Source organism: Pseudomonas sp. Bout1 (genome assembly GCF_034314165.1).
GTDB lineage: Bacteria > Pseudomonadota > Gammaproteobacteria > Pseudomonadales > Pseudomonadaceae > Aquipseudomonas.
The window spans coordinates 5,197,848-5,213,732 of record NZ_JAVIWK010000001.1 but is presented as its reverse complement, the minus strand read 5'-3'; the positions used below and the strand labels follow the sequence as shown (position 1 = coordinate 5,213,732).

The 15,885-nt window shown below is 61.1% G+C and carries 15 protein-coding genes; 5 read left to right on the top strand and 10 right to left on the bottom strand.

All coding sequences use genetic code 11. The features are described 5' to 3' along the window. The first annotated feature begins 9 nt into the window (after nt 1–9). Nucleotides 10–624, top strand: a complete 615-nt coding sequence (locus tag RGV33_RS23965) for a DUF5666 domain-containing protein (RefSeq protein WP_322146552.1) — start codon at nt 10–12, stop codon at nt 622–624. A gap of 113 nt (nt 625–737) precedes the next feature. On the opposite strand, the gene RGV33_RS23960 is transcribed toward RGV33_RS23965, so the two are convergent. From RGV33_RS23960 to gcl, 8 genes are all read right to left on the bottom strand, one after another. Next, nucleotides 738–1,742, bottom strand: a complete 1,005-nt coding sequence (locus tag RGV33_RS23960; RefSeq protein ID WP_322146550.1) for a sulfate ABC transporter substrate-binding protein — start codon at nt 1,740–1,742, stop codon at nt 738–740. Nucleotides 1,743–1,847: 105 nt separating this feature from the next. Beyond that, entirely contained in the window at nt 1,848–2,672 is an 825-nt protein-coding gene (locus RGV33_RS23955) for an ion transporter (protein WP_322146548.1), read from the bottom strand. A 31-nt stretch (nt 2,673–2,703) separates the two neighbouring features. Then, on the bottom strand, nt 2,704–3,579 hold the full coding sequence (locus RGV33_RS23950; protein ID WP_322146546.1) for an urea transporter: 876 nt from the start codon (nt 3,577–3,579) through the stop codon (nt 2,704–2,706). 122 nt (nt 3,580–3,701) lie between these two features. Then, the gene (pyk, locus tag RGV33_RS23945; protein WP_322146544.1) at nt 3,702–5,117 is read right to left on the bottom strand and encodes a pyruvate kinase; all 1,416 of its coding nucleotides are present in this window, start codon (nt 5,115–5,117) and stop codon (nt 3,702–3,704) included. Then, complete coding sequence (locus RGV33_RS23940; RefSeq protein ID WP_322146542.1) at nt 5,107–6,402, bottom strand: glycerate kinase; 1,296 nt, start codon at nt 6,400–6,402, stop codon at nt 5,107–5,109. Before RGV33_RS23940 ends, pyk begins: the two co-directional genes overlap by 11 nt. A gap of 143 nt (nt 6,403–6,545) precedes the next feature. After that, the gene (locus tag RGV33_RS23935; RefSeq protein ID WP_322146540.1) at nt 6,546–7,436 is read right to left on the bottom strand and encodes a 2-hydroxy-3-oxopropionate reductase; all 891 of its coding nucleotides are present in this window, start codon (nt 7,434–7,436) and stop codon (nt 6,546–6,548) included. Nucleotides 7,437–7,599: 163 nt separating this feature from the next. Then, nucleotides 7,600–8,382 (bottom strand): hydroxypyruvate isomerase, encoded by a 783-nt coding sequence (hyi, locus tag RGV33_RS23930; protein WP_322146538.1) that lies wholly within the window; start codon nt 8,380–8,382, stop codon nt 7,600–7,602. A 10-nt stretch (nt 8,383–8,392) separates the two neighbouring features. Beyond that, entirely contained in the window at nt 8,393–10,168 is a 1,776-nt protein-coding gene (gene gcl, locus RGV33_RS23925) for a glyoxylate carboligase (RefSeq protein ID WP_322146536.1), read from the bottom strand. A gap of 268 nt (nt 10,169–10,436) precedes the next feature. On the opposite strand from gcl, the gene RGV33_RS23920 reads away from it, so the two are divergent. Beyond that, a complete protein-coding gene (locus RGV33_RS23920) occupies nt 10,437–10,877 on the top strand; it encodes a heme-binding protein (protein WP_322146534.1) in 441 nt (146 codons plus the stop codon). 115 nt (nt 10,878–10,992) lie between these two features. Here the strand turns inward: RGV33_RS23920 and RGV33_RS23915 are convergent, their stop codons facing one another. Then, entirely contained in the window at nt 10,993–11,451 is a 459-nt protein-coding gene (locus tag RGV33_RS23915; protein ID WP_322146532.1) for an REP-associated tyrosine transposase, read from the bottom strand. A 193-nt stretch (nt 11,452–11,644) separates the two neighbouring features. After that, nucleotides 11,645–12,250: a TetR/AcrR family transcriptional regulator gene (locus tag RGV33_RS23910; protein WP_322146530.1), complete on the bottom strand. Its 606-nt coding sequence runs from the start codon at nt 12,248–12,250 to the stop codon at nt 11,645–11,647. A gap of 144 nt (nt 12,251–12,394) precedes the next feature. Here RGV33_RS23910 and RGV33_RS23905 point away from each other — a divergent pair, with 144 nt between their 5' ends. From RGV33_RS23905 to RGV33_RS23895, 3 genes are all read left to right on the top strand, one after another. Continuing rightward, complete coding sequence (locus tag RGV33_RS23905) at nt 12,395–13,411, top strand: LacI family DNA-binding transcriptional regulator (protein WP_322146528.1); 1,017 nt, start codon at nt 12,395–12,397, stop codon at nt 13,409–13,411. Between the two features lie 147 nt (nt 13,412–13,558). After that, entirely contained in the window at nt 13,559–14,383 is an 825-nt protein-coding gene (locus RGV33_RS23900; RefSeq protein ID WP_322146526.1) for an inositol monophosphatase family protein, read from the top strand. A gap of 48 nt (nt 14,384–14,431) precedes the next feature. Beyond that, nucleotides 14,432–15,793, top strand: coding sequence for an MFS transporter (locus RGV33_RS23895; RefSeq protein ID WP_322146524.1), 1,362 nt, complete (start codon nt 14,432–14,434; stop codon nt 15,791–15,793). The last annotated feature ends 92 nt before the right edge of the window (nt 15,794–15,885 follow it).

Here is a 15,885-nt window from a genome sequence, read left to right as displayed (position 1 = left end):
TCGACTGCCATGAAGACAACATTCAACAAAATGTTCCTGGCCTCAAGCCTGGCCGCACTGATGACCGTGGGCGTTGCCCAGGCCCAGGATGCCCCACGCGTGGGCGTGCGGGGCGCAATCACCGCGATGGACGGCGATGCGATGCACGTCAAGGTAAAGAGCGGTGAAGACGTCACCGTGCACCTGACCAAGGACACCCTGGTGCGCGCCGTTACCCTGGCCAGGATTGAAGACATCAAGCCTGGCAGTTATATCGGTTCGGCGGCCATGCCCAATGCCGATGGCACCCTGACGGCGCTGGAAGTGCACGTGTTTCCACCGGCCATGGCCGGTACCGGCGACGGGCACCGGGCGTTCGACCTGAAGGAAGGCAGCAGCATGACCAACGGCACCGTGGGTGACCTGGTGGTGAGCAATGGCCGCACGTTGACCGTGAAGTACAAGGGCGGCGAGCAGAAGATCGTGGTGCCGGAAGATGTGCCGATCGTCAACCTGGAACCGGGTGATCGCAGCTTGCTCAAGCCGGGGGTGAAGGTGGTGATGTTTGCGGCGAAGGACGTGGACGGGAGCGTGACGGCCCAGGCAATTTCTGCGGGTAAGGATGGCGTGACACCGCCGATGTAACGGCACTCAAACAAATGTAGGAGCTGGCTTGCCGGCGATGCGGGCACCTCGGTGTATCAGTTACACAGAGGTGATGCTATCGCCGGCAAGCCAGTTCCTACACTTAGAGCGGTTTATTGACCGGAATAGATCTGGTCAAAAACCCCGCCATCATTGAAGTGGGTCTTCTGCACGGTGCGCCAGTCACCAAAGGTCTTCTCGACCGACAGGAAGTCGACTTTCGGGAAACGGTCGGTGTATTTGGCCAGCACTTTCGGGTCACGTGGACGCAGGTAGTTGTTGGCGGCAATTTCCTGGCCTTCCGGCGACCACAGGTACTTCAGGTATTCCTCGGCAGCCACGCGGGTGCCTTTCTTCTCGACAACCTTGTCGACCACAGACACCGGCGGCTCGGCTTCAGCGGAGACGCTTGGGTAGATCACTTCGAACTGATCACGGCCGAATTCACGGGCGATCATTTCCGCTTCGTTCTCAAACGTTACCAGCACGTCGCCGATCTGGTTGGTCATGAACGTGGTGGTGGCGGCACGGCCACCGGTGTCCAGCACGGGCGCGTGTTTGAACAGGTCGCCGACGAACTTCTTGGCTTTCTCCTCGTCACCGCCATTTTTCAGCACATAACCCCAGGCCGACAGGTAGGTGTAGCGGCCGTTACCGGAGGTTTTCGGGTTGGGCACGATGACCTGCACGCCATCCTTGAGCAGATCCGGCCAGTCTTTCAGGGCTTTCGGGTTGCCTTTGCGCACGATAAACACCGTGGCCGAGGTGAACGGCGCGCTGTTGTTCGGCAGGCGGGTGACCCAGTTGTCCGGCACCAGTTTGCCGTTGTCTGCCAGGGCGTTGATGTCGGTGGCCATGTTCATGGTGATCACGTCAGCCGGCAGGCCGTCGATCACCGAGCGCGCCTGTTTGCTCGAACCACCGAAAGACATCTGCAGGGTCAGCTTGTCGTCCGGATGCTCGGCCGCCCAGTGCTTCTGGAAGGCGGCGTTGTAGTCTTTGTAGAAGTCGCGCATCACGTCGTAGGAGACGTTGAGCAGGGTAACCGGGGCGGCCTGGACCGCGCCCGCCAGTGCGAGGCCGGCGGCCAGGAGAGAGGCGCTAACGAGTTTTTTCACTGCTCATTCCTTGTTGTTCGAGAAGGTTGTCGACGATGTAGGGGCAATATGCCAGCGACTATAGCCGGGGGTGCATAGTCGCTTAAAGATTAAAAAGGACTTTGCTTATTCCACTTTCTTGAAAAGCCCATTGCCACAACGCGAGCAGAACGCAGCATTGGGCTCATGGCTGTCTTTCTTGCACACGGGGCAATCCGTTTGCAGTTGCTCGCCACGCATGGCGTTGGCCAGCTCGGCCGTAAAGATCCCGGTGGGCACGGCGATGATCGAGTAACCGGTGATCATCACCAGCGACGAAATCACCTGGCCCAGCGGGGTTTTCGGCACGATATCGCCAAAGCCCACGGTGGTCAGGGTGACGATCGCCCAGTAGATGCCCTTGGGAATGCTGGTAAAGCCATGTTCCGGGCCCTCGATGACGTACATCAAGGTGCCGAACACCGTGACCAGGGTGCAGACGCTGAGCAAGAACACCACGATCTTCTGCTTGCTGCCCCGCAGCGCCGACATCAGGTAATTAGCCTGTTTCAAATAGGGGCTCAACTTGAGTACGCGAAAGATCCGCAGCATCCGGATGATCCGGATAATCAGCAGGTACTGCGCGTCGCTGTAATACAGCGCCAAAATCCCGGGCACGATCGCCAGTAAATCCACCAGCCCATAAAAGCTGAAGGCGTAGCGCAACGGCTTGGGCGAGCAATACAGCCGCAGCCCGTACTCGATGGCGAAGATGATGGTAAAGCCCCACTCGATATAGGCCAGCACATTCGCGTAGTTGTCGTGGACCGCCTGGATGCTGTCGAGGATCACAATCACCAGGCTGGCGAGGATGATCAGCAGCAAGGTGCTGTCGAAGCGTCGACCGGCCGGGGTGTCGCTTTGGAAAACCATGACGTAGAGACGTTCACGCCAGTGCTTGTTGCTGTCCATGGAAGTCGCCTGAATCGAAGATCAGCGAAGCCTAGGGGGATTCGAACGGGCTGTCCATGCGGGCTTTGTGCATCACCCGATGGCCGGCGCGCACCAGCCAGGTGGCGAGGATAAACGGAGCGGTCAACGCGGGCAGGTTCAGGCCGGTGAAGCCCGGGGTGAGGATGATCGCCAGCAGAATACCTGTCAGCGGCAGCCAGGGTTGGCGGCGATGCTGGCTGAGGGCCAGGGCTGCCAGCGCCGGGTTATAGCTGTGCAGGCCGAGGAGGGCGCTGGCGGGTTCGTCCATCAGCAGGGCGACCAGCACACCCAGGCTGGCGCCGGCCAGCGCCCACCCTGCGGCGCGGCGGCTGGCGAGCAGCAAGCCGAGGGCGATCAACAGGCCGGCCAGGGGTTGGTTCAGCAGGATGACTTGGGCAAGGCCTGTGAAGGGCGCGCAGAGCAGCGCCCAGGTGTCAGGTTCGCTGGCGGCAAAGGCGGCGGGTGTGGATGTGCCGAGCAGCAGCCAGCCGAGTACCACAAAGGGCGCAGTGTAGGCAGGCAGGTCATCAGGTTTGGCGGCGCGTTTGAGCCACTGGCGGGTGAGGATCGCACTGAGTCCGCCGCACGCGAGGATCAACGGTGGCAAGAGTGCCGACCAAGTGAAGTGCTGGCTGATCAGCAAACCGAGCAGAATGCCGTTGTAGCTATAGAGGCCAGCCTGGCGCTCGGCCTTGGGATAGCCGCGGCGTTGGGCGGTCAGCAAGCCGGCGACGCCGCCCAGCAGTGCGCCGCCGAGCAGGGCCGGGGCGCCGATCAGGATCGCCAGCAGGCAGAGCAGGCCACACAGCGGGTGGCGCTGCAGGAATATTTGGCTGAAGCCGTTGAGCAGGGCTTCGGCCCAGTCGGGGCAGGGTTGGTTGGGCATGGTAGGTGAGTCTGAGGGACCGAGTTGCCCCCAATCGCAGGCAAGCCAGCTCCCACATTTGAAGGGGTTCACAAATCAAAATGTGGGAGCCGGGCTTGCCCGCGATGAGGCCCTTACAGGCGCTAGATCAACGTCTCGATACGCAGCGAATTGGTCGACCCCGGCTGCCCGAACGGCACGCCAGCGGTAATCACCAGCGTATCCCCACGCTGCGCCATGCCTTGGGCCTGGGCAATCTCCAGCGCCGTGGAGCACACCTCATCCACCTGCCGCAGCCGGTCATTCACCACCGAGTGCACGCCCCACGCCAGGCTCAGGCGCCGCGCCGTGGACAGGTTCGGCGTCAGGTTCAGGATCGGCACTGCCGGCCGTTCCCGTGCGGCCCGCAGGCTGGAGGTGCCGGATTCGCTGTAGTTCACCAGCACCGCCACCGGCAGGATGCTGCTGATACGGCGAATCGCGCAGCTGATGGCGTCCGACACCGTGGCATCCGCCTTGGGCCGGCTGACGTCCAGCTGGGTTTGATAGTCCGGGCCGTTTTCCACCTGGCGAATGATCTTGCTCATCATCAGCACAGCTTCCAGCGGGTATTCACCGGAAGCAGTTTCCGCCGAGAGCATCACCGCGTCCGCACCTTCAGCCACCGCATTGGCCACGTCGGTGACTTCGGCACGGGTCGGCGCCGGGGAGAAGCGCATGGATTCGAGCATCTGCGTGGCCACCACCACCGGTTTGCCCAATTGGCGGCAGATCCCAATGATGTCCTTCTGGATTTGCGGCACGCTTTCCGCCGGCACTTCCACACCCAGATCCCCTCTGGCGACCATGATCGCGTCGCTCAGTTCGGCGATTTCCCGCAGGTGTTTCACTGCCGACGGCTTCTCGATCTTGGCCATCAGGAACGCCTTGTCGCCGATCAACTCGCGGGCTTCACGGATATCTTCCGGGCGTTGCACAAACGACAGTGCGACCCAGTCCACACCCAGCTCCAGGCCGAAGCTCAGGTCGCGGCGATCCTTGGCCGTCAGCGGGCTGAGTTCCAGCAACGCCTGGGGTACGTTAACGCCTTTGCGGTCCGACAGTTCGCCGCCGTTGAGCACGGTGGTGTCGATGGCGTCGGCGTGCTTGGTGATCACCCGCAGGCGCAGCTTGCCGTCGTCCAGCAACAGGTCCATGCCGGGCTGCAGGGCCGCGATGATTTCCGGGTGCGGCAGGTTGACTCGCCGTTGGTCGCCGGGCGTTGGGTCCAGGTCCAGGCGCAGGGCCTGGCCGCGAATCAGTTGCACCTTGCCCTCGGCAAAACGTCCAACCCGCAGTTTCGGCCCTTGCAGGTCCATCAGGATGCCAAGTGGGTAGTTCAGCTGGCGCTCCACCTGGCGAATCCACTGGTAGCGCTGGGCATGGTCGGCGTGATCGCCATGGCTGAAGTTCAGGCGGAAGATGTTCACCCCGGCTTCCACCAGCTCGCGGATGTCGTCGATGCTGTCGGTGGCCGGGCCCAGCGTGGCGAGGATTTTGACCTTCTTGTCAGGCGTCATGTTCAGGGGACTCTCTTTCAGGGCTTTCAAGAATCAGAATGGCGCGAAAATCGTTGACGTTGGTGCGGGTCGGCTCGGTGATGATCAACCCGTCGAGGGCCGCGAAATAGCCATAGCCATTGTTGTTGTCCAGCTCATCACTGGCGCTCAAACCCATGGCCTCGGCGCGGGCGTAGCTGGTGGGCGTCATGATCGCGCCGGCATTGTCTTCGGAGCCGTCGATGCCGTCGGTGTCACCGGCCAGGGCGTAGACGCCGGGCAGGCCCTTGAGGCTGTCGGTGAGGCTAAGGAGGAATTCGGCATTGCGCCCGCCACGGCCATTGCCGCGCACCGTCACGGTGGTTTCGCCGCCGGAAATGATCACGCAAGGCGCCGCCAGCGGCTGGCCGTGCTGGATGATCTGCCGGGCGATGCCGGCATGCACCTTGGCCACGTCGCGGGCTTCACCTTCCAGGTCGCCGAGGATCAGCGGGCTGAAACCGGCCTGGCGGACTTTTACCGCCACCGCTTCCAGCGATTGCTGTGGGCGGGCGATCAGCTGGAAGTGGCTGCGGGCGAGGACCGGGTCGCCGGGCTTGACGGTTTCCGACTCCGGGCTTTGCAGCCAACTGCGTACCGATGCCGGGATTTCAATCTGGTAGCGCTTGAGGATTGCCAGCGCCTGTTGCGAAGTACTCGGATCGCCGACGGTAGGCCCTGACGCGATGACGGTGGCCTGGTCGCCCGGCACATCGGAAATCGCATAGGTATAGACCGTGGCCGGCCAGCTGGCCCGGGCCAGGCGGCCACCCTTGATTGCCGAGAGGTGCTTGCGCACGCAGTTCATCTCGCCAATGGTGGCGCCGGATTTGAGCAGGGCTTTGTTGATTGTTTGCTTGTCCGCCAGGGTGATGCCCGCGGCCGGCAGGGCAAGCAGCGCAGAGCCACCGCCAGACAGCAGAAAGATCACCCGGTCGTCTTCGCCCAGGTTGCTGATCAGCTCCAGCACACGCTTGGCCACGGCTTGGCCTGCGGCATCCGGCACCGGGTGCGCGGCTTCGACCACTTCGATTTTCTTGCAGGGCGCACCGTGGCCGTAACGGGTGACCACCAGGCCGGTGACTTCGCCTTGCCAGCAGTTTTCCACCACCAGCGCCATGGCGGCGGCGGCTTTGCCGGCGCCGATCACGATGACGCGGCCGCTGCGGTCGGCGGGCAGATAAGGTTCGAGGACTTGCCGGGGGTGGGCGGCGTCGATGGCTGTGGCAAACAGCTCGCGAAGCAGGTGTTGCGGATCGACCGACATAAGCGGGCTCCCGGGGGTTCTTGTTATTAGAGGCAATGCAAAAACTGTAGGAGCCGGCTTGCCGGCGATGGCGGCCTGAAGGCTGGCGGTGAAGCTGCTGGCCTCATCGCCGGCAAGCCGGCTCCTACAGGGAAGGGCAGGGGTTATTTATCGCGAATCGAAAAATTCGCCATATGTTCCAGGCCCTTGATCAGCGCCGAGTGGTCCCAGTTGCCGCCGCCGATGGCGGTGCAGGTGCTGAACACCTGTTGGGTGCCAGCGGTGTTCGGCAGGTTGATCCCCAGCTCCTTGGCACCCGCCAACGCCAGGTTCAAATCCTTCTGGTGCAGGTTGATGCGAAAGCCCGGGTCGAAGGTGCCTTTGATCATCCGCTCGCCATGCACTTCGAGGATTTTCGAGGAGGCAAAACCACCCATCAGCGCTTCACGCACCTTGGCCGGGTCTGCGCCGTTTTTCGAGGCGAACAGCAGCGCTTCGGCCACCGCCTGGATGTTCAGCGCAACGATGATCTGGTTGGCCACCTTGGCGGTCTGGCCATCGCCATTGCCGCCCACCAGGGTGATGTTCTTGCCCATGGCCTGGAACAGCGCCAGGGCGCGTTCGAAGGTGTGCGGGTCGCCGCCGATCATGATGCTCAGGGTGCCGGCCTTGGCACCTACTTCGCCGCCCGACACCGGAGCGTCGAGGTAGCGCGCGCCGGTCTCGTTGATCTTCGCGGCGAACGCCTTGGTGGCGGTCGGCGAGATCGAGCTCATGTCGATCACCACTTTGTTCGGCCCCAGGCCTGCGGCAACGCCGTCGGCGCGGAACAGCACATCGTCGACCTGCGGGGTGTCGGGCACCATGACGATGATGAACTCGGCTTCCTGGGCCACTTGCTGCGGGTTGGCCAGGGCCACCGCGCCCGCGTTGATCAGCTCGGCCGGGGCCTTGCCGTGGTGCTCGGACAGGAACAGTTGGTGACCAGCCTTTTGCAGGTTGGCGGCCATGGGTTGGCCCATGATGCCGGTGCCGATAAATCCGATTTTAGCCATGACGAAAATCCTCTCTTTATTCGATGTGAGAGCTGCTTTTTGTGGGAGCTGGCTTGCCTGCGATGGCATCACCTCGGTTTAACTGAGAGACCGAGTTGCCTGCATCTCAGGCAAGCCAGCTCCCACACAAGCCCTGCTTTCACATTGGGTTCTGTGTTGTGGGTTAGATCGCGTTATGGGTTTTCAACCAACCCAAACCCGCTTCGGTGGTGGTCAACGGCTTGTACTCACAGCCGACCCAACCCTGATAACCAATGCGGTCCAAATGTTCGAACAGGAAGCGGTAGTTGATCTCACCGGTGCCCGGCTCGTTGCGCCCCGGGTTGTCTGCCAGCTGGATGTGGTTGATCTCACCCAGGTGCGCAGCCATGGTGCGGGCCAGGTCGCCTTCCATGATTTGCATGTGATAGATGTCGTATTGCAGGAACAGGTTGGCACTGCCCACCTGCTCGCGAATCGACAGGGCCTGCGCCGTGTTGTTCAGGTAGAAACCCGGAATGTCGCGGGTGTTGATGGCTTCCATCACCAGCTTGATGCCCACCGCCTGCAGCTTGTCGGCGGCGTACTTGAGGTTGGCGACGAAGGTTTTTTCAAGCGTCGCGTCATCCACACCGGCAGGCCGAATCCCCGCCAGGCAGTTGATCTGGGTATTGCCCAGTACCTGGGCGTAGACGATGGCCAGGTTGACCCCGGCGCGGAACTCCTCGACCCGATCCGGGTGGCACGCCAGGCCGCGTTCGCCCTTGGCCCAGTCACCGGCCGGCAGGTTGAACAGCACTTGGGACAGGCCGTGGGCATCGAGTTGCGCCTTGATTTCAGCCGAGCTGAATTCATAGGGAAACAGGTATTCCACGCCACTGAAGCCCGCGTCGGCGGCGGCTTTGAAACGGGCAAGAAAGTCCTGTTCGGTAAACAGCATGGACAGGTTGGCGGCAAAACGCGGCATGGGGTTCTCCTTAATCGAGCAGTGAGATGGCGGTCGGTGCGTCGTTGCCCACCAATGCCAGGTCTTCGAATTCGTTGACGGCGTTGATTTCGGTGCCCATGGAAATATTGGTCACCCGCTCCAGAATAATCTCAACGATCACCGGAACCTTGAATTCTTCGATCATTTCCAGAGCCTTGCGCAGTGCAGGCTGGATCTGGCCCGGCTCGAACACCCGCAGGGCCTTGCAACCCAGGCCTTCGGCGACGGCTACGTGGTCGACGCCATACCCGTTGAGTTCCGGCGCATTGAGGTTGTCGAAGGACAGCTGCACGCAGTAGTCCATTTCAAACCCGCGCTGGGCCTGGCGGATCAACCCCAGGTAGGAGTTGTTCACTACCACGTGGATGTACGGCAGCTTGAACTGCGCGCCCACCGCCAGCTCTTCGATCATGAACTGGAAGTCATAGTCGCCCGACAGCGCCACGACTTTGCGGGTCGGATCTGCCTTGACCACACCCAGCGCCGCCGGAATGGTCCAGCCCAACGGGCCGGCCTGGCCACAGTTGATCCAGTGGCGGGGTTTATAGACGTGCAGGAACTGTGCGCCGGCAATCTGCGACAGGCCAATGGTGCTGACGTAGCAGGTGTCTTTGCCGAACACCTGGTTCATCTCCTCGTACACCCGTTGCGGCTTGACCGGCACGTTGTCGAAGTGGGTCTTGCGGTGCAGGGTGGCCTTGCGTTGCTGGCAATCGTGCAGCCAGGCGCTGCGGTCCTTGAGTTTGCCAGCGGCTTTCCACTCGCGGGCCACTTCAATGAACATCGTCAGGGCAGAACCGGCGTCGGAAACGATGCCCAGGTCCGGCGTAAATACACGGCCGATTTGCGTCGGCTCGATGTCCACGTGAATGAATTTTCGGCCCTCGGTGTACACCTCCACCGAACCGGTATGGCGGTTGGCCCAGCGGTTGCCGATGCCCAGCACCACGTCCGATTTGAGCAGTGTCGCGTTGCCATAACGGTGGGACGTTTGCAGGCCGACCATGCCCACCATCAGTGGGTGATCGTCCGGGATCGTGCCCCAGCCCATCAGGGTCGGGATCACCGGGATGCCGGTCAACTCGGCGAACTCCACCAACAGTTCGCTGGCGTCGGCGTTGATCACGCCGCCACCGCTCACCAGCAATGGGCGTTCAGCCTGGTCCAGCAGTGCCAGGGCTTTTTCCACCTGGATGCGGGTCGCCAACGGCTTGGCCAGGGGCAGCGGCTGGTAGGCGTCGATGTCGAATTCGATCTCGGCCATTTGCACGTCGAACGGCAGGTCGATCAGCACTGGGCCAGGGCGGCCGGAGCGCATCTCATAAAAGGCTTTCTGGAAGGCATACGGCACCTGGCCGGGCTCCATGACCATGGTCGCCCACTTGGTCACCGGCTTGACGATGCTGGTGATGTCGACAGCCTGGAAGTCTTCCTTGTGCATCCGTGCACGCGGCGCCTGGCCGGTGATGCACAGGATCGGGATCGAGTCGGCCCAGGCGCTGTACAGGCCGGTGACCATGTCGGTGCCCGCCGGGCCCGATGTGCCGATGCACACGCCGATATTGCCGGCCTTGGTGCGGGTGTAGCCCTCGGCCATGTGCGAGGCGCCTTCAACGTGGCGAGCAAGGACGTGATCGATGCCACCGACCTTCTGCAAGGCCGAATACAGCGGGTTGATCGCGGCGCCCGGGATACCGAAGGCGGTATCGACCCCTTCACGGCGCATCACCAGGACGGCGGCTTCGATTGCTCTCATTTTGCTCATGGTTTTGGTGCCTCTTGCGTTTTGTAATTGTATACAAGTGGTGTTTGTCCGAAGTGTATTCACGGCGAGCGGGGCAGGTCAATCCATTTTCTTGGCTGGCCTTTACGTTCGTCGGAAGGCTCCTGGATAAGGTTTTTTCGACATGTGGAGCGTATGTTTCGAAATATTGTATACAAAAAATAAATCTATTGTGTTCTATTTGTTGGATCCGGCTTCTGATCAAACAGAGCCCCACGGCTTTCCCCATAACAAGATAAGGACGGCACCCATGAGCGCTTTAACCTTGAAAGTCGCAGTCAACCTGGCCAGCCACGCCATTGCGGCAGGCCGCACCATTTCGTCGGCACCGCTGACCATCGCGGTGCTCGACAGCGGCGGGCATTTGATTACGTTGCAGCGTGAAGATGGCGCAAGCCTGTTGCGCCCGCAGATCGCGATCGGCAAGGCTTGGGGGGCGATTGCCCTGGGCAAGGGCTCGCGATTGCTGGCGCTGGATGCGCAACAGCGGCCGGCGTTTATTGCGGCGTTGAACAGTTTTGGGCAGGGCAGCGTGGTGCCGGCACCGGGCGGGGTATTGATTCGGGATCAGGCTGGCGTGGTGCTGGGGGCGATCGGGATCAGTGGTGATACGTCGGATATTGACGAGCAGTGCGCGATCAGTGCCATCGAGGGGCAGGGGTTGTGGGCGGATGCGGGGGTAACTGCCTGATTTGAAGTGACTGATGGATAGTCATCGCAGGCAAGCCAGCTCCCACAGTTGAATGTATTCACAAATCAAAATGTGGGAGCGGGCTTGCCCGCGATGGCGGCAACTCGGTCTCCAGTCAAAGCCAGATCGCATCCCACAGTGGGTAGTCGCCATATTTTTTCACCAGCCCCGCCCTCAAGGGGTTGGCCACGATGTACCGAGCTATGCCCTCAAGGTTTTCTTCGCGCCGCACGGCATGATCATGGAAACCTGGTTGCCAAAGACGCCCTTTTCGCCCGCCAACGGCATTCACGACTCGAGTACTTTTGGATTTGACTTGGCGCATCAGGTCAGCCAACGAACCGTTTTCCAGCGAAATCAACCAGTGGAAATGATCGGGCATCACTACCCAGGCGAGTGAGGTTGCCAATCGCTGGCTTTGCGCAATTCTGAATTGCTGCACCACCAGTCTGCCTAGCTTGAAGTCGCTGAATATGGGTTCGCGATGCAGTGTGTTGCTGGTCAGAAGATAAATTCGGTTGGGTTCGTCATAGCGGCCTGTGCGTAGACGAGATGAAGCGGGTAGATCAGGCATTCCGTTGCCCCTTTGCAGAAGTGAGTTCTGAAAGGCTAGATGGGAATGTTTTAAGGGGTGTTCCAGATTTTGGCGGGATGTGTCCGGGAGATAGCTATCGCGGGCAAGCCCGCTCCCACAGGGGACCTCTGTCGTTCATACATTCTGTGTCCGGCACAAATCCAGTTGCCTGCGATGACTACACCACGGTCTATCAGTCCGGCTCACACCCCTTCAACACCAACCGGATAATCGTCTGCGCCGCCGCCTCGTAATCCGCCTCATCCAGCCGGGCCTTCCCGGTCACCGCCGAAATCTGCCAGTCAAAATCTGCGTACGTCTGTGTTGCCGCCCAGATGCTGAACATCAGGTGATTGGGGTCGATCGGTGCGATCAGCCCCCGGTCCACCCAGCTCTGGATGCAGTTGATGTTGTGCTTGGCCTGGGCGTTCAGCTGTTCCACCTGCTCGGCACTCAGGTGCGGGGCGCCGTGCATGATTTCGCTGGCGAACACTTTCGAGGCGAACGGCAAATCCCGCGAGATGCAGATTTTTGAGCGGATGTACCCGCTTAACACTTCCTTGGGGTCGCCGTCAGGATTGAACGGCGTGGAGGCGGCCAGGATCGGCTCGATAATGCTCTCGAGCACCTCGCGGTAGAGGTTGTCCTTGGACTTGAAGTAGTAGTAAACGTTGGGCTTGGGCAGCCCGGCCTTGGCGGCGATGTCGCTGGTTTTGGTCGCGGCGAAGCCCTTGTCGGCAAACTCCTCACTGGCAGCCCGCAGGATCAGTTCTTTGTTGCGCTCGCGAATGGTGCTCATAGACCGGGAGGTTCCTTGCCAAGACAGGCGGTGGGGCATGGTAGCACCGGCTTTGCGCGGGCCTCAAGAATGCACCGTTGCGCGCTTTCCTTGAGGTGCGTTTGCCATTAACGTAACGCCTCTTTCGCAGTGGGCGGGTTGACCATGGACGCTTCTGACAAAAACGTGATTACCTCCCTTGATGTGGCCCGGCATGCCGGTGTGTCCCGGTCGGCGGTCTCGCGTACGTTTACCGCCGGCGCCAGCGTGGCCCCTGCTACCCGCGAAAAAGTAATGGCCGCAGCCAAGGCCCTGGGTTATCAGGTCAACATGATCGCCCGCACCATGAACAAGGGCAGCAGTAACTTTGTCGGCGTGGTCACCGCCGGTTTTGACAGCGCCTTTCGCGCCAGCCTCTTGAGCCCCATCGCCCATAGCCTGAGCCGTCGCGGCTTGATGCCGTTGCTGATGAATGCCGACGATCCGCAGCAGCTTGAGCAGTCGTTGCACGCCTTGCTGAGTTACCAGATTGCCGGGGTGATCCTGACCTCGGCCTCGCCACCCTTGTCGGTGGTCCAGCACTACCTGGACCGGCAGATTCCCGTGGCCATGATCAACCGTGGCCATGAGCTGGCCGGCGCTGAAGTCGTCGGCAGTGATAACCGGGCCGGCGGGCGAATGGCGGCCGAGGCGCTGTTGAAGGGTGGTGCCCGGCGCCTGGCGTTCATTGGCCAGGGCGAGCATAACTTCAGTAGCCGGGAGCGCTGGTTGGGGTTTGCCGAACGCTTGGCCGAAGACGGCCTCGAAGCGCAGACGGTGTTCAATGAAACCCCGGGCTACCAGGGCGGAATCCAGGCATTGCTGGCGTTGTTCAGCCAGGGCGAGGGTCCCGATGGAATCTTTTGTGCGACCGATATGTTGGCCCTGGGCGCACTCGATGCGCTGCGCTTCACCTTGAACATACAAGTGCCGCAACAGGTGCAGGTGATCGGGTTTGACGACATCGCCCAAGCCTCGCAACTGGCCTACGACCTGACCACTGTGCGTCAAGACAGTGTGCAGTTGGCGCAACGGGCGGTGAATGCGATTGTGGCCCGCGGCGAGAATTTCATGCGGATCGCGCAGTTTGAGCCGGTGCCGGTGACGTTGATTGAGCGCGGCAGTACGCTAATTCAGAAATAAAATTTCATAACCTACTTGAAGAGAAAATTTATTTCGTGTTGTATGAGCAGTAATCGGTGATCGGTTGGCCTTCGCAAAGGGCTTGCCTTCACTTTTTTTTCCAGGATGATTGCACACGTGTGCAATCAGCGTTTAGAGGTTGGGTTTATGAGTCAGGCACAGACGTTATCGGACCTGGATGAGCTGGCAGCACGGTATGCCTTGGCACGTGAGGTCGCCAGTGAGGCGGCCCAACGCGGTATGGCGTATTACCGTCAGCGCGAGCAGTTGAACGTTGAGCACAAGGATTCGGTACCCCAGGACGTCGTCAGCGTCGCTGACCGGGAACTGGAGGTGTTTATCAAGGCGCGTCTGGCCGAGCAGTTCCCCGCGGACGGGTTTGTCGGCGAGGAGGGCGGCGCCGACGGATTGCAGGCCCGCTGCGTATGGGTGGTAGACCCGATCGACGGCACCAGTTGCTTCGTCAACGGCCTGCACACCTGGTGTGTGTCCATCGGCTTGTTGGTGGACGGCCAGCCCTGGCTGGGTGCAGTAGCGGACGCCAACCATAACGAACTTTTCCACGCCTGCCGTGGCCTGGGCGCCTACGTCAACGACACGCCGATTCGTGTCAGCCAGGCCGCGGATATTCGCTACGGCGTGACCGGCGTTGGCACTTCCCACCGACGTGGCAAAGAGCACTTCATTCCGTTTCTTTGCGGGTTGCTGGAGAGCGGCGGCATGTTCATCCGCAACGGCTCCGGCGCCTTGATGATTGCCTATGTCGCGGCCGGCCGGCTGGTGGGCTACTACGAAACCCATATCAACAGTTGGGACTGTGCAGCAGGGCTGGTGCTGGTCAGTGAGGCCGGTGGGCGCTGCAGTGATTTCCTGCGGGGCGATGGCTTGCTCAGTGGCAACCCACTGCTGGTGGCCAGCCCTCAGGTCTACCCGCAACTGGCTGGCCTGATCGGCCCGTCACTGGAGGCCTGAGTCTCGCTTCAACGTACAGCTAATAATAACAATAGGAGACTGTCCGCCATGAGATCCATCCTGCAACTGTTCCATGCCGCACCGGCCAGGCCCGGTGTCGACGACCCCGATGGCCGCAGGTTTCGCCGCGCACGCTGGCTGACCTTTTTATCCATGTCCTTGAGCTATGCGCTGTTCTACGTGTGCAGGCTTTCCTTCAACGTTGCCAAGCCTGCAATGGTGGCCCAGAACATCCTCAGCCCGACGCAACTGGGCATGATCGGCTCGGCGCTGTTTTTCACCTATGCCGTGGGCAAGCTGGTCAATGGCTTCCTGGCGGACCACGCCAATGTGCGACGCTTCATGATGCTTGGCTTGTTGATCAGCGCAGTGGTCAATGCGTGCATGGGCCTGACCACCAACGCCGTGATCCTGACCATCGCCTGGGGGATCAACGGTTGGGCCCAATCCATGGGTGTGGGGCCGTGCGTGGTCTCGCTGTCGCGCTGGTATTCGGACAAGGAGCGGGGCACGTTCTATGGCTTCTGGTCGATTGCCCACAGCCTCGGCGAAGCACTGACCTACATTGCGGTCGCGGCGATGATCGTGACCTGGGGTTGGCAATACGGTTACTGGCTGGCCACCGCGATGGGGTTGCTGGGTATGTTGCTGATTTACTTGTTCATGGCCGACTCGCCGCAAAGCGCAGGCTTTGCCGAAGTCGACGGCGGCCGTACCGAAATGGTCTCCAAGACCCTCGGCAAATGGGGCGCACAACTGGCGCTGCTGAAGAACCCGGCGCTGTGGTTGCTGGCGCTGGCGTCGTGCCTGATGTACATCGGCCGTTATGCAGTGATTTCCTGGGGCGTGTTTTTCCTTGAGAACGCCAAGGGCTACACCACGCTGTCGGCCTCGGCGCTGATCTCCATTACCGGCGTATTCGGGATTGTCGGCACAGGGTTGAGCGGGCTGATCTCCGACCGTTTCTTCAGTGGCCGGCGCCATGGCCTGGCGGTTCTGTTTGGCCTGATGAACAGTGCCTCCCTGGGGATGATGTTGTTCCTGCCGGGTGGCCATTACTGGCTGGACGCGGCGGCGATGATGCTGTTTGGCTTGTCCATGGGCGCATTGCTGTGTTTCCTCGGCGGTTTGATGGCCGTGGACATCGCCGCCAAAAGCGCTGCCGGTGCGGCACTGGGCATGATCGGGATCGCCAGTTATGCGGGGGCGGCGGCGGGTGAAATTCTTACCGGTGTGCTGATCGAGCACGGCACCACCCTGGCCGCAGACGGCAGCAAGCTGTACGACTTCCATACTTTGTCGCTGTTCTGGATCGGTGCCTCACTGGTCTCGGTACTGATGACCGCGCTGTTTTCCGGGCAGGTTTACCGCCGGCAACGGCATGCGTTGGCCAAGCCTTTAACTGACTGATAAACCCTTGTTTCAGAACAATCCGAGTGAGCAACAAGGAGTACGTCTGCGCGTCTGGAAAGCCGTCGTGGGAAGTTGTCTTGACATTAAAA

Excerpts from the sequence above, each read along its gene's own strand:
- RGV33_RS23965 (WP_322146552.1), top strand. The coding sequence starts at position 10 with ATGAAGACAACATTCAACAAAATGTTCCTGGCCTCAAGCCTGGCCGCA.
- RGV33_RS23955 (WP_322146548.1), bottom strand. The coding sequence starts at position 2,672 with ATGGACAGCAACAAGCACTGGCGTGAACGTCTCTACGTCATGGTTTTC.
- RGV33_RS23950 (WP_322146546.1), bottom strand. The coding sequence starts at position 3,579 with ATGCCCAACCAACCCTGCCCCGACTGGGCCGAAGCCCTGCTCAACGGC.
- pyk (WP_322146544.1), bottom strand. The coding sequence starts at position 5,117 with ATGACGCCTGACAAGAAGGTCAAAATCCTCGCCACGCTGGGCCCGGCC.
- RGV33_RS23940 (WP_322146542.1), bottom strand. The coding sequence starts at position 6,402 with ATGTCGGTCGATCCGCAACACCTGCTTCGCGAGCTGTTTGCCACAGCC.
- RGV33_RS23935 (WP_322146540.1), bottom strand. The coding sequence starts at position 7,436 with ATGGCTAAAATCGGATTTATCGGCACCGGCATCATGGGCCAACCCATG.
- hyi (WP_322146538.1), bottom strand. The coding sequence starts at position 8,382 with ATGCCGCGTTTTGCCGCCAACCTGTCCATGCTGTTTACCGAACAGGAC.
- gcl (WP_322146536.1), bottom strand. The coding sequence starts at position 10,168 with ATGAGCAAAATGAGAGCAATCGAAGCCGCCGTCCTGGTGATGCGCCGT.
- RGV33_RS23920 (WP_322146534.1), top strand. The coding sequence starts at position 10,437 with ATGAGCGCTTTAACCTTGAAAGTCGCAGTCAACCTGGCCAGCCACGCC.
- RGV33_RS23915 (WP_322146532.1), bottom strand. The coding sequence starts at position 11,451 with ATGCCTGATCTACCCGCTTCATCTCGTCTACGCACAGGCCGCTATGAC.
- RGV33_RS23910 (WP_322146530.1), bottom strand. The coding sequence starts at position 12,250 with ATGAGCACCATTCGCGAGCGCAACAAAGAACTGATCCTGCGGGCTGCC.
- RGV33_RS23905 (WP_322146528.1), top strand. The coding sequence starts at position 12,395 with ATGGACGCTTCTGACAAAAACGTGATTACCTCCCTTGATGTGGCCCGG.
- RGV33_RS23900 (WP_322146526.1), top strand. The coding sequence starts at position 13,559 with ATGAGTCAGGCACAGACGTTATCGGACCTGGATGAGCTGGCAGCACGG.
- RGV33_RS23895 (WP_322146524.1), top strand. The coding sequence starts at position 14,432 with ATGAGATCCATCCTGCAACTGTTCCATGCCGCACCGGCCAGGCCCGGT.